Annotated in this window: 9 protein-coding genes; 2 read left to right on the top strand and 7 right to left on the bottom strand. The window is 64.1% G+C overall.

What is annotated here, in order from left to right; genetic code table 11:
* Positions 1–5 precede the first annotated feature (5 nt).
* The 4 genes from nirB to ACWNC0_RS09100 form a co-directional block, all read right to left on the bottom strand.
* Entirely contained in the window at positions 6–2,513 is a 2,508-nt protein-coding gene (gene nirB, locus ACWNC0_RS09115; RefSeq protein WP_449471108.1) for a nitrite reductase large subunit NirB, read from the bottom strand.
* A 280-nt stretch (positions 2,514–2,793) separates the two neighbouring features.
* Entirely contained in the window at positions 2,794–4,038 is a 1,245-nt protein-coding gene (locus ACWNC0_RS09110; protein ID WP_449471106.1) for a nitrate/nitrite transporter, read from the bottom strand.
* Positions 4,039–4,264: 226 nt separating this feature from the next.
* Positions 4,265–5,467, bottom strand: coding sequence for a CmpA/NrtA family ABC transporter substrate-binding protein (locus ACWNC0_RS09105; protein WP_449471104.1), 1,203 nt, complete (start codon positions 5,465–5,467; stop codon positions 4,265–4,267).
* Positions 5,464–6,045, bottom strand: a complete 582-nt coding sequence (locus ACWNC0_RS09100; protein WP_449471103.1) for an ANTAR domain-containing response regulator — start codon at positions 6,043–6,045, stop codon at positions 5,464–5,466. The genes ACWNC0_RS09105 and ACWNC0_RS09100 overlap by 4 nt, the downstream gene beginning before the upstream one ends.
* A 187-nt stretch (positions 6,046–6,232) precedes the next feature.
* Between ACWNC0_RS09100 and ACWNC0_RS09095 the strand changes: the two genes are divergently transcribed.
* Positions 6,233–7,810 carry an ABC-F family ATP-binding cassette domain-containing protein gene (locus ACWNC0_RS09095; RefSeq protein ID WP_449471101.1) on the top strand — a complete coding sequence of 526 codons (1,578 nt, stop codon included), beginning with the start codon at positions 6,233–6,235 and terminating at the stop codon, positions 7,808–7,810.
* Here the strand turns inward: ACWNC0_RS09095 and ACWNC0_RS09090 are convergent.
* Genes ACWNC0_RS09090 through ACWNC0_RS09080 form a run of 3 tightly spaced genes read right to left on the bottom strand, consistent with a single transcriptional unit; the run spans position 7,807 to position 11,994 of the window.
* A complete protein-coding gene (locus ACWNC0_RS09090; protein WP_449474586.1) occupies positions 7,807–9,303 on the bottom strand; it encodes a DHA2 family efflux MFS transporter permease subunit in 1,497 nt (498 codons plus the stop codon). The genes ACWNC0_RS09095 and ACWNC0_RS09090 overlap by 4 nt on opposite strands.
* A 38-nt stretch (positions 9,304–9,341) precedes the next feature.
* A complete protein-coding gene (locus ACWNC0_RS09085; protein ID WP_449471099.1) occupies positions 9,342–10,490 on the bottom strand; it encodes an EmrA/EmrK family multidrug efflux transporter periplasmic adaptor subunit in 1,149 nt (382 codons plus the stop codon).
* Positions 10,483–11,994, bottom strand: a complete 1,512-nt coding sequence (locus ACWNC0_RS09080; protein ID WP_449474585.1) for an efflux transporter outer membrane subunit — start codon at positions 11,992–11,994, stop codon at positions 10,483–10,485. The genes ACWNC0_RS09085 and ACWNC0_RS09080 overlap by 8 nt, the downstream gene beginning before the upstream one ends.
* Positions 11,995–12,083: 89 nt before the next feature.
* Here ACWNC0_RS09080 and ACWNC0_RS09075 point away from each other — a divergent pair, with 89 nt between their 5' ends.
* Positions 12,084–12,755: a TetR/AcrR family transcriptional regulator gene (locus ACWNC0_RS09075; protein ID WP_449471097.1), complete on the top strand. Its 672-nt coding sequence runs from the start codon at positions 12,084–12,086 to the stop codon at positions 12,753–12,755.
* Positions 12,756–12,796: the final 41 nt, after the last annotated feature.

Raw genomic sequence — 12,796 nt, 5'->3', positions numbered from 1 at the left:
GATGGTTACTCCGCAGCGATGGCGATGGGTTCAAGATGCTGGTGCAATTCGCTCTCCGCACCAGCTGCGCGCTGCGCCCAGGGGTCTTCCTGAGAGAAGCTCTGCGAGTAGAGGAAGCGGGCGCGAAGAGCCTCGCGGCCTGCTTCGTCTTCCACGATCCGCTGCTTCACATATTCCACGCCGACACGCTCGATCCACGGCGCGGTGCGCTCCAGATAGCGGGCTTCCTCGCGGTAGAGCTGGGTGAAGGCGGCGCAATAATCGAGCGCCTCCTGCTCGGTCGCGACCTTGCAGAGGAAGTCGGTGGCGCGGACATGGATGCCGCCATTGCCGCCGACATGCAGTTCGTAACCGCTATCCACGCAGACCACGCCAAAGTCCTTGATCGTCGCCTCCGCGCAGTTGCGGGGGCAGCCCGATACGGCGATCTTGAACTTGTGGGGCATCCACGATCCCCAGGTCATCCGTTCCGTCTTGACGCCAAGGCCGGTCGAATCCTGCGTGCCGAAGCGGCACCATTCGGAGCCGACGCAGGTCTTCACCGTGCGCAGCGACTTGCCATAAGCATGACCCGACACCATGCCCGCAGCATTGAGGTCGGCCCAGACGGCGGGCAAATCTTCCTTCTTGATGCCGAAAATGTCGAGACGCTGGCCGCCGGTGACCTTCACCATCGGCGCATCATATTTCTCGACCACGTCGGCGATCGCGCGCAGTTCCTTGGGGTTGGTGAGGCCACCCCACATGCGCGGGACGACGGAGTAAGTGCCGTCCTTCTGGATGTTCGCGTGCATGCGCTCATTGACGAAGCGGCTCTGCTGATCATCGACATATTCGCCGGGCAGCGCGCAGAGGAGGTAATAGTTGAGCGCCGGGCGGCACGAGGAGCAGCCATCCGGGGTCGACCAGTGCAGCTTCTGCATCACTTCGGGAATCGAGCGCATATTCTGCGCCACGATCTCACGGCGGACATCATCATGGCCAAAGCTGGTGCATTTGCACATCGTCTTGGGGCCGGACTGGACGTCATCGCCCAGCACCACCGCCAGCAGGTTTTCGACAAGGCCCGTGCAACTGCCGCAGCTGGCCGACGCCTTGCAGGTGCCGCGCACCGCGTCGAGGCTGCATGCACCCTTTTCAATGCAGGCAACGACCTGGCCCTTGCTGACGCCGTTGCAGCCGCAAATCTCGGCATCGTCCGAGAGCGCCGCAACGGCCGCCTTAGGGTCCAGCGCGCCTCCTCCAGAGGCGAAAGCCTGACCGAAGATCAGCAGGTCGCGGATTTCGCCGACATCTTCCTCGCGCTTGAGGAGGTCGAAATACCAGCCGCCATCGACGGTATCGCCGTAGAGGACCGCGCCAATGATCTTGTCGTCCTTGACGATGACGCGCTTATACACGCCACGCGAGGCGTCGCGCAGGACGATGTCCTCGCAGCCTTCGCCACCGGAGAAATCACCGGCGGAGAAGACGTCCAGACCCGCAACCTTGAGCTTGGTCGAGGTGACCGAACCCTTGTAGCCCGTATGCTGATCAGTGAGGCCGTCCGCGAGGCTGCGGCACATGTCCCACAGCGGCGCGACGAGGCCGTAGACATTGCCGTCATGCTCGACGCATTCGCCGACCGCGAGGACATCGGGGTCGCTGGTGACCATATGGTCGTCGACCTTGATGCCGCGATTGACTTCAAGGCCAGCTTCACGGGCGAGAGCGGTCGCAGGACGGATGCCTACCGCCATGACAACAAGGCTCGCGGGGATTTCCGTGCCGTCCTTCAGGCGGACGCCCTCGACCTTGCCGTCGCCATAGATGCTTTCGGTGTTGGCGGCGGTCAGGATCGTCTGGCCGCGTCCTTCGAGCGCGGACTTGAGCAGCCAACCCGCCGCTTCGTCCAGCTGCCGCTCCATCAGCGTGTCCATCAGGTGGATCACGGTGACCTTCATGCCGCGCAGAGTCAGGCCATGCGCCGCTTCCAGCCCGAGCAACCCGCCGCCGATCACCACCGCAGAGCCGCCCTTATCGGCGGCTTCCAGCATGGTGTCGACATCCTTCATGTCGCGGAAGCTGATCACTCCGGCCAAGTCCTTGCCCGGAACCGGGATGATGAACGGATCGGAACCCGTCGCGATCAGCAGCTTGTCATAGCCAACAGTGCGACCCGACTGGCTCGTGACGGTCTTTGCGGCGCGATCGATTGCCGTCACCGGATCACCGGCGATCAGTTCGATCTTGTTCTCATCATACCATTCGCGGCTGTTGATGACGATGTCATCGAAGCTCTTTTCCCCGGCCAGAACCGGCGAGAGCATGATGCGGTTATAGTTCACATAAGGCTCGGCCCCGAAGATCGTGACGCGATAACGCCCCGCATCGCGTGCCAGCAGTTCCTCGACCGCGCGGCAACCAGCCATGCCGTTGCCCACAACAACCAGATGTTCGCGAACATCGTCGGAGGGCACGAAGATATCCTCTTCGTTGGCCGTCTCCGGTCCGGCGTTGTTCTGAAAATCCATCCCTTGACTCCAGACAATAAAAAAAGCCGCCATCCGGACCCCTGGGCTTTGAACCCAGGAGTCTGGATGGCGGCTTTGCCATCATTAACGCTTTGACGATCCAACCCTGGATCACCGCAGCTATGTCAGTAGAGGACAACCTTGTCCTTCGCAGTGCAGCATAAATGAAACGCGGTTGGGGTCAAGTGATTCCTTGGCTCGAAATTTCGCCGCAGCGCAAAAACAAGGTCGGCGGCTCCTCTTTCGAGTGCCGCCGCCTCTCCTCTCCGGTAAGCGTTGATCAGATACGCGCGCCGGTGCTCCAGGTCGCGCGCCACTTGGCACGCACCAGCGAGATACCGAGGAACGCGACCACGGCGAGGCCCGCGAAGATCAGGAAGCCGGGGGCAAAGCTGCCGGTGAACTGCTTGGCGATACCCAGCGAGGACGCGAGGTAGAAGCCGCCAATGCCGCCCGCCATGCCGACCAGCCCGGTCATGACGCCGATTTCTTCCTGAAAACGCTGCGGCACCAGCTGGAACACCGAGCCATTGCCCACGCCGAGCGCCAGCATCGCGGCGACGAAAAGGCCCAGGGCAGAGACCAGCGTCGGCGCATAGGATACGCCCGCCAGCGCCAATGCGGCGACGATATAGACCATCATCAGCGCCTTCACGCCACCGATCTTGTCAGCCAGCGCGCCGCCCATGGGGCGAACCAGGGAGCCAGCGAATACGCAGCCCGCGGTGCAATAGCCTGCCGTGATCGGGGTAAGGCCGAACTGGTCGGTGAAGTAGATCGGCAGCGACGCGGCCAGACCGACGAAACCGCCAAAGGTCACCGAATAAAAGCCCATCAGCCACCATGCGTCGGCGCTCTTCAGCGGGCGGAAATAATCCACCAGCTTCTTGGGCGCGGGCGCGTTGGGGGCGTTCTTCGCCATGATCAGGTAGAGGAAAAACACGATGGTCAGCGGGATGCAGGCGAGGCCCAGCACCGCGTTCCAGCCGAACAGCTTGGCAAGGATCGGCGCGAACAAGGACGCCAGAACCGTGCCCGAATTGCCCATGCCGGCAAGGCCCATCGCCTTGCCCTGATGCTCAGGCGGATACCAGCGGCTTGCCAGGGGGAGCGCGATGGCGAAGGAAGCGCCTGCAAACCCCAGGATGACGCCCAGCGCCAGCGTCCCGCCGAAGCTATTCACGCCCATGAACCAGGCGGTGAAGAGGCCAAGGATCACGATGACCTGGCTGATCGCGCCCGCCTGCTTGCAGCCAATGCGGTCGACCAACAGGCCGTTGACCACGCGAAGCAGCGCGCCCGCCAGTGTCGGCACCGCGACCATGAGGCCCTTTTCCGCAGGGGTCAGGCCCAGCGTTTTGGAAATGGAGGGCGCAAGCGGCCCGAGCAGCACCCACACCATGAAGGCGAGGTCGAAATAGAGGAAAGCGGCAATCAGGGTCGGCGTGTGGCCAGCTTTCCAGAAGCTGGTTGGCCCGGCTGTCCCCTCGCCGCCTTTCTCGCGATCCCAATAAGCAGTTGCCATGACGAGGTCCTTCAATCCAAGTGAAATGGACACAAAAAAAGCCGCTCTCCGGACGCCCGTTTGTGACGAGACCCGGCCAGCGGCTTTGCTGCAAATATTGTTTGAGGAGAGCGCGACCCCATCCTTGGGCGTGCTCATCCATGAACGCGCTTCGTCGCGCGACCTTTGCCTTATCTAATGATTCGTTTCATGTTGCAAGGCACAATTTTTTCAAGCGCCACGCGCGTTAGAAGCTCTTCAGAAAATCCTCGATATGTTCGGGGTCGAATGTGCGGCCGTCGAAGAAACGGTCGGGGCCGAGCGTCAATTCTCCCCGCTTGGAGCCCACCGCCAAGGGGGATGCGACGGCGCCCTCCACCTTCATGCTGGCGCCGGGAATCGGCACATTGCTTTCGGCCAGCGCGCGGCGGAAGATGTCGGGGCGGAATACCGATCCCGCCTTGGCCGCGTTTTCAGGCGTATGATCCACCATCTTCCAGCGGGCGAGTTGCGAATAGAGCCATAGCGCCTGGCTACGCCACGGAAAGGGCGTCGCTTCGCGGGAGAAGAGCATGAAGTCGGGCATGTCGAGCGGCGGCATATCCGGCCGTGCGGTAATGCGGCCCGACAGTGCGCGCAGGATGAGGTCGGCGGGCTGATCGACGAAATGCGGTTGCGACAGGAGGTGGGCGAGCGCTTCATGATTCGCCGGGTCGTCGCACCAGGCGGCGGAACGGACCAGCGCGCGGATCAGTGCGTCCACGGTTTGCGGATTTTCCTCCAGCCATGGCGTCCGGAAGGCCAGCACCTTTTCAACGCCGCGCCGCCAGATCCGTTCGCCAATCGCCACCGCTTCGGCAAGGCCCGCTTCGACAGCCGCGCTGCCCCAGGGTTCGCCAGCGATGAAACCGTCAATTTCGCCCCCGCGCAGGGCCTCAACCGTCAGCGAAGGCGGCACCACGCGCAACAACACGTCGCGATCCGGATCGACGCCCGCACTCGCCAGCCAGTAGCGCAGCATAATCGCGTGACTGGAAAAGCGGTGGACGACGCCGATCACCGGCTTGCGTTTCCACAGGCCGATGGCGGCGGCGAAGTCATGGGCGGTGCCAAGCGGATCGTCGAGCCGTGCGGCGACGTCAGGGTCGAGCGCCTGCGCGAACTCGCGCGCCATCACCAGCATGTTGCCATTGACGTTGAGCTTATAGGGCGCCGACAGCGGCGCGGGCTGTTGGCTCAAACCCAGCGTCACCGCGATGGCGAGCGGCGCCAGCATGTGCGCGGCCTGCACCTGACCGAAGATCAGCCGGTCGCGCAACGTCGCCCAGCTGACCGTGCGGACGAGATCGAGGGCGATCCCCTCCTCCTCCGCGAAACCCTTTTCCCGCGCCACCGCCAGCACGGCGGAATCGGTCAGCGGCAAATAGGCGATGCGCAAGGATATCGTCATAGGCCCCCTCCCAACAGGTCGCTCGCGGTGATCAGTGCCTGGGCGACATCCACGATCTTTTTCCCCTGATTCATCGCGCTCGACCGCAACAGCGCATAGGCGTCCGGTTCGTTGATGCCGCGCTGGCTCATCAGAATGGATTTGGCGCGGTCGATGATCTTGCGGTCGGAAAGCTGCGTCCGCGCCTCGTCCAGTTCGGTCTGGAGTCGGGCGAAGGCGTTGAAGCGACGGACGGCGAGTTCCAGCACCGGCTTTACCCGCTCCTTGCGCAGGCCATCGACCACATAAGCGGAAACGCCCGCGTCGATCGCCGCGCCGATCATGGACTCGTCCGACTGATCGACGAACATGGCAATCGGCCGGGCGAGCGCGCGGCTGACCGACAGCATTTCTTCCAGCGTATCGCGGCTGGGGCTGCCCAGATCCATCAGCACGACGTCGGGCGCCATGCGTTCGAGCCGCGCGACGAAGCCGCCGCGCGGGGGGACGATGTGGATATCGTCATAGCCCGCCTCGCGCAGTCCTTCTTCGAGAACCGTCGCGCGCAGGCCGCTGTCATCGATGATGACGATTCGCATGTGGACCCAGCCCTTTTGGCCCTTCAGTGACCGCGATGCTGCGCCGCGTCAATTGGGGGAGCGCGCTACGGTTGCCAGGGTGAGCGGCCTGCTGTATCGGTGCGGGCCAGTTTCCGGAGGATCGACATAATGGACTTGCATCTGATCGCACAGCCCCAACGCTCTGCTTTCAGGAAGTTTTTTGTCCATGCCTGCGATTACTCTCTCTCATATCAGCTGGTCCGCGCCTGACGGGACATCCGTCCTTAGCGACCTTGATTTTCGTTTCACTTCCGAGCGGATTGGACTTGTCGGACGCAATGGCGTCGGCAAATCGACGCTGCTTGCGCTCATTTCCGGGAGGCTGAAGCCCAGCGGCGGCAGTGTTCAGCTGGACGGGACGGTGGCCGAACTGCGGCAGACGGTGCAGGTCGAGCCGGGCGAGACGATCGCGGATTTGTTCGGCGTGCGGGAGGCCATGGCGTCGCTCTCCAAGGCCGAACAGGGCGACGCGGACATGGCCGAACTGGAAGCATGCGACTGGACGCTACCTTCGCGCATCGAGGAAGCATTGGCGGAAGTTGGGTTGGAGGCGGAGCCCGATGCAGCGCTCTGTCAGTTGTCGGGAGGACAGCGGACGCGGGCGGCGCTGGCCGGAGCGATCTTTGCCCGCCCCGATTTCCTGCTGCTGGACGAGCCGACCAATAATCTGGACGCGGAGGGGCGCGCGGCGCTGATCGCTTTGCTGGGGCGATGGCGGGCCGGTGCGATCGTGGTCAGCCATGACCGGGCGCTGCTGGAGGAGATGGAGGTGATCGCCGAGCTGACCACGCTGGGCATCAGCCGTCATGGCGGCAACTTCTCTTCATGGCAGGAGCGCAAGGCGGTCGAACTCGCGGCGGCAGAGCAGGACTTGGCCCATGCCGAACGGCATCGGAAGGAGATCGCCAAGCGGACGCAGGTCGCGGCCGAACGCAAGCAGCGGCGCGATGCCGCCGGGGCGCGCAAGGGGGCCAAGGGCGACATGCCGCGCATATTGATCGGATTGAGGAAGGATCGGGCCGAGGGATCGGGCGGCGAAGCGGCGCGGCTGGCGGAGCGTCTGCGGCGGGAAGCCATGCAGGCGGCAGAGACGGCACGGCAGCGGATCGAGGTGGTCGAGAGCCTGACCGTTGCCCTGCCCTCCACCGCCGTTCAGTCTGGCCAGAGGATCGTGACGCTGGACCATGTGACGGCAGGTCATGATGCCAGTGCGCCGGTCCTGCGGGAGCTGTCCCTGAGCGTCAACGGGCCGGAGCGGATTGCGATCACTGGGCCGAATGGCGCGGGCAAATCAACGCTGCTCCATGTTATTGCGGGCAGCCTGCCTCCCTTGGCGGGGAAGGTCGAGCGGCCGGCGGCCTGCGCGCTGCTGGACCAGAGGGTGGAACTGCTCGATCCACGCGCCAGCATTGCGGATAATTTCGCCCGCTTGCACCCGCAAGCGACGCATAATGAAGCGCGGGCGGCGCTGGCGCGCTTTCGCTTTCGGGCAGATCTGGCGTTGCAACAGGCGGGTAGCCTTAGCGGCGGGCAGTTGTTGCGCGCCGGGCTGGCCTGCGTGCTGGGAGGCGCCACCTTGCCGCTGCTGCTGATGCTGGACGAGCCGACCAATCATCTCGACCTCGACAGCATTGCGGCGATCGAACAGGGCCTGCGCGGTTATGACGGCGCGCTGATCGTGGTGAGCCATGACGCGGCGTTCCTGCGCGCCATCGGCATCGGCCGGGAGATAGGCTTGTCTTAATGCGCCGCCGACATGTCCACCCGGCCGGTGGGCTTGGGCGCGAACCAGACCAGCGCGCCCGCAAGGAACAGGACCAGCGCCGCCACGAAGAAGACATGGTTCATCGACAATATGGTCGCTTGCTGATCGACCAGATTGGCGATCATCTGCGGCGTCTGCTGAGCCGACAGCCCGGAATCGGCCAGCTGCGATCCGACGCCCGGATCAAGTGCCGACACCATTTCATTGCGCGCGGTTCGCTGGCCATTGCCCCAGCCGGTCAGCACGATGGAGGTGGATATCGCGACCGCCAGCGTGCGCAGGAAGCTTTGCATGCCCGCCGCCGACGCGGTCTCTTCCGGCCGCACCGATCCCAGCGTCAGGGTGGTCAGAGGGATCATGAAGAAGGGCATGGCAAAGCCCTGCACGACCTGCGGCATGGCCAAAGTCCAGAAGTCGGCCGTGCTGGTCCAGCCCGAACGCCACATCGTGACCATACCCATCCAGATCACCGAACCCGATATCAGCAGGCGCACGTCGATCTTGCCGACCGCGCGGCCCGCAAAGGGTGCGGCCAAGATCGCGGTCATGGCCGTAAAGGCGGTGACGAAACCTGCCGAATAGGCGGGATAGCCCATGGACATCTGAAGCCATTGCGGGATGATCACGATGCCAGCGAAATAGGCGCCGAAGCATAGCGACAATGTCAGCACGCCCGATGTGAAGCCGATATGGCGGAACACCCGCAGATCGACGATCGGATGCTCCTCCGTCAGTTCCCAGATGATGAAGACGAGGAAGCCGATCCCTGCCATCACGGCCAGCGCGACGATCATCGGATCGCCGAACCAGTCATGGTCGCGGCCGGTGTCGAGCATGATCTGGAGGCAGCCGATCCAGAATATGAGCAAAGCGAGGCCGATAAAGTCGATGGGGAGCTTATGCCGTTCCGTTTCGGCGGGGCGCAGCAGCACCATCGCGGCGAACACGCACACCACCGCGATCGGCAGGTTGATGAAGAAGATCCAGTGCCAGCTCCAATTGTCGCTGATATAGCCGCCGATGATCGGCCCCACCGCTGGGCCAGCGAGCGTGGTCATGGCCCACAATCCCATCACCTTGGCCCGCTGTTCGGCGGGAAAGATGCGCATCAACAGGGTTTGCGACATCGGCATCAGCGGGCCGCCGCACAGCCCCTGTCCGATACGGCAGGCGACGATCATGCCGAGCGTCGTCGAAAGGCCGCAGAGAAGCGAGAAGAGCCCGAAGCCGATCATGCCCCAGATGAACAGGCGCACCGTGCCGAACCGCTGAGCGAGCCAGCCGGTGAGCGGCACGCAGATCGCCTCCGCCACAGCATAGGATGTGATGATCCAAGTGCCCTGGTCAGGCGTGATGCCCAAATTTCCGGCGATGTGCGGCACCGAGACGTTCGCGATCGTCAGGTCGAGCACGACCATGAAATTGCTGAGCGCCAACACGAACCCGGCCAGCATCCGCCGCCGGGGGTCCATGAAAAATCTTTCTGCCGCCTCCGTCACCGCGTGGTTCCTCAGGCGCCCGAAAGGTCGATCTCGACCTCGGTCGAGAGGCCCACGCGGAGCGGGTGCGCAGCAAGTTCCTTGGGATCCAGCGCGATGCGCACGGGCAGGCGCTGAACCACCTTGATCCAGTTGCCGGTCGCGTTTTGCGCGGGGATCAGCGCCATGGACGATCCGGTGCCGCCCGAAAAGCCGATGACCTTGCCATGATAGACGACGTCGCCGCCATAAATGTCCGCCACGACCGTGGCGGGCATGCCGACGCGTACGCGGCGCAGCTGCCGTTCCTTGAAATTGGCATCGACATAGACTTGGCTGAGCGGGACGATGCTCATGATCGGGCTGCCCTGCGCCACGCGCTGGCCGACCTGCACCTGACGGCGTGTCACCACCCCGTCGATCGGCGCACGAATGATGGTGCGGCCAAGGTCGAGCCGCGCATTTTCCAGCTTCGCCTTGGCGGCGAGGACGGCGGGGTCCGTCTCTACCGTCGAGCCACTGACGAGGGCGTCATTGGCGGCGAGCTGACCTTCGGCAGCGCCCTGAGTCGCGCGTGCCGTCGCCACGCCTGCGCGCGCCTGTTCAAGGCCCGCGCGGGCTGCCGCAAATGCCTTGCGCGCGCTGGTTACTTCTTCACCCGACACGGCACCCTCGGGCGCCAATGCCTCGCGCCGCTGAAGATCGACGCGCGCCTTGTCATAGTCCGCCTGCGCAGCGGCGAGCTGCGCGCCTGCCTGCGCGATGTCGGCGCCCCGCGCCTGGACCTGAGCGGCGAGTGATGAGCTGGTCGCGGAGGCCTGGCGGAAACGGCGGCGCGCTTCGGCAAGGTCGGCCTCCGCCTGCGCGACGGCGATGCGGGCGTTGGTGGGGTCGAGCCGCACCAATATGTCGCCGCGCTTCACCGCCTGCGTATCGGTCACCCGCACTTCGACCGCCTGCGCGGAGATAAGCGGCGTCACCTGCGCGATCTCGGCGTTCACATAGGCATTGTCCGTGCCGACATGATTGCGGCCGATCAACAGATACCAAAGGGCGTAGATCGCGCCGATGACCAAAACGGCCAAGGCCAAGCGGACCAGCCATTTCTTGCGCTGCTCCATCCGCGCGCTCTTGTCGGCGCTGCCGGTATCGGCGGTGAATTCGGGGGCTGCATCAGCCATTGGGCAGGTCCTTGGACGATGTGCCGCTGGCAGCGAAGCCGCCGCCGAGCGCGCGAATGAGGGCAATGTCAGTGGAAAAGGTCAGCGCTTCAAGCTCCGCGACGGATTGGCGGGCGGAAAGCAGCTGGTCCTCGACATTCAGAACGTCGAGGAAGGTGAACAGACCGCCTCTGTAGCGCTTCTGCGCTATGGCATAGGCTTCCTCCGACGCGGCCAGCGCGGCGCGGGCTTCCGTCAGCCGCTGAACCAATATCCGGCGGCCGGTGACGGCATCGGCCACGTCGCGATAGGCGCCAAGGACGGTCTTGTCATAATTGGCGACGGCTTCGTCGAAGGTCGCCCGCGCGCCACGATAGCGGCCACGCAGTTCCCCGCCATGGAAGATGGGAAGGCTGATCGCTGGTCCGACATTGCCGAACAGCGAATCCTTGCTGAACAAGGTGTCGAGGAAAGAGCGGGGACCCGACGTCGAGGGGTCAAGGAAGGAAGTATTGTAGCCGAGTGACTGTACCCCGACGAGGGCGCTGAGGCTGATGGCCGGGAAGAAGTCGGCGCGGGCGACCTTGATGCGCTTGGCAGCGGCTTCCGTGCGGGCAAGCGCGGCGGCGACATCGGGACGGCGTGCCACCAGGTTGGTGGTGACATCGGCGGGCAGGCCCAAATCCGTGACCTTGCCCAGATGCGGCTGCGTGATGGCAAGGCCGCGATCAGGGCCTGCGCCGATCAGCGCCGCGATCTGATGCCGCCGGACGGCGATGGATTGGTCGATGCCCGCCAGCACGGCGCGGGCGGCGGACACGGTCGCATCGGCTTGCCGCACGCTGCCCCGCGTTTCCAGCCCGTTGCGCTGCCGCTCCGTCACCAGTTTCTGGCTGGCGGATCGGATGTCCAGCGCGCGTTGCTGGATCGCCCGCTGGTCGAACAGGCGGGCCAGGTCGGCATAAGCATCGGCGATGCCCGTCGTCAGCATCAGACGCGCCTGCTGGGCATCGATGCTGGCAGCCTCCGCCTCCGATGTGGCGGCAGCCAGCGCCGCCCGGTTCCGGCCCCACAGATCAAGGTCGAAATTCAGGTCGAGCGCGGCTTTTCCCGTACCCAACCAGCCTTTGGGCACAAAGTCCTTGGGGAAGCCCATATTATAGCTCTGCTTCGTCGCGGCCGCCGATCCGGTAAAATCAACGGACGGGAGCAGCGGGGCTCCGGCCTGCTGCGCGGCGGCGGACGCCTGGCGGAAGCGGGCGGAAGCCCCGGCGATGTCGGGGGAGGCGGCAAGTCCCTCCTCCATCAACGCGTCGAGTTGCGAGTCGCCATAGCTTTTCCACCATCCATCGGCTGGCCATAGCGCGTCGCCCTGCCCCAGCGTTTGCGACGCCGCGATGCTGGAGGCTGTCCGGGGCGCGGGCGCCTTGCCGAGATCTGGCACGGCCGCGCAGGCGGAAAGCGCCAATATCGCGACCGGCAGAAACCCGGCATGCGCGGAATTAATGAGACGATTTAGGGACATAAGAAACTGTACCATGTGGTATGAAAACCGCCTTTGCGCCTGCTGCACGGCCTTGTCAACAAGATAATCGTACTATATGGTACGCCTTTATGAGCGCCCCTGCAGACCTTGCCTCCCTATCCCGCCGCGAAGCAAACAGGCGCGATCGCCGTGATGCGATCGTCGCGGTCGCCCGCCGGTCATTCCTGGAAAATGGCTATGCCGCGACCACCATGTCCTCCATCGCCGCCGAACTGGGTGGGTCGAAGGGCACCTTGTGGAGCTATTTCCCCGGCAAGGAGGAATTGTTCGCTGCCGTCCTACGCGACGCGACGGAAACCTATCATGCCAGCCTCGCCCAGCTTCTGGACACGGGTGGTCCACTTGATCAAACGCTCCTGCGCTTCAGTCATGATCTGCTGCGCAAGGTAACGTCACCAGACGCGATCGCGCTGCATCGGCTGGTAGCGGCGGAGTCGAGCCGTTTTCCCAAAATGGGCGAGATTTTCCTGGAACTCGCGCCCTTATATACGCGCAACCTGCTCGCCCGCTTTTTGGAGGCGGCGATGGAGCAGGGCCAATTGCGCCGCGCCGATGCCCAGCTTGCGGCGCGGACGCTGATTGTGCTCACCTTGTCGGGCAGTCACCAGCAGATGATCTGGGGCAATGGTCAGCCACCCACGCCCGAGCAGTTGGACGCCGACGTGGCTTTTGCGGTCGATTGCTTCCTGCGCGCCTATGCGCCCGAAGCGGAAGCACCTTCACACGAAAGATCGCATTAACCATTTCTTTGCGCACTTATCCTAGATCAAGGCGTGTGAGG

The organism is Sphingobium chungangianum (assembly GCF_977014255.1).
The sequence above is the reverse complement of the archived record's forward strand: the minus strand, read 5'-3'. Positions and strand labels throughout refer to the sequence as shown.

What these genes read in the sequence shown, in the direction of transcription:
- ACWNC0_RS09110 (WP_449471106.1), bottom strand. Translation starts at nt 4,038, where the DNA reads ATGGCAACTGCTTATTGGGATCGCGAGAAAGGCGGCGAGGGGACAGCC.
- ACWNC0_RS09105 (WP_449471104.1), bottom strand. Translation starts at nt 5,467, where the DNA reads ATGACGATATCCTTGCGCATCGCCTATTTGCCGCTGACCGATTCCGCC.
- nirB (WP_449471108.1), bottom strand. Translation starts at nt 2,513, where the DNA reads ATGGATTTTCAGAACAACGCCGGACCGGAGACGGCCAACGAAGAGGAT.
- ACWNC0_RS09080 (WP_449474585.1), bottom strand. Translation starts at nt 11,994, where the DNA reads ATGTCCCTAAATCGTCTCATTAATTCCGCGCATGCCGGGTTTCTGCCG.
- ACWNC0_RS09075 (WP_449471097.1), top strand. Translation starts at nt 12,084, where the DNA reads ATGAGCGCCCCTGCAGACCTTGCCTCCCTATCCCGCCGCGAAGCAAAC.
- ACWNC0_RS09095 (WP_449471101.1), top strand. Translation starts at nt 6,233, where the DNA reads ATGCCTGCGATTACTCTCTCTCATATCAGCTGGTCCGCGCCTGACGGG.
- ACWNC0_RS09085 (WP_449471099.1), bottom strand. Translation starts at nt 10,490, where the DNA reads ATGGCTGATGCAGCCCCCGAATTCACCGCCGATACCGGCAGCGCCGAC.
- ACWNC0_RS09090 (WP_449474586.1), bottom strand. Translation starts at nt 9,303, where the DNA reads ATGGACCCCCGGCGGCGGATGCTGGCCGGGTTCGTGTTGGCGCTCAGC.
- ACWNC0_RS09100 (WP_449471103.1), bottom strand. Translation starts at nt 6,045, where the DNA reads ATGCGAATCGTCATCATCGATGACAGCGGCCTGCGCGCGACGGTTCTC.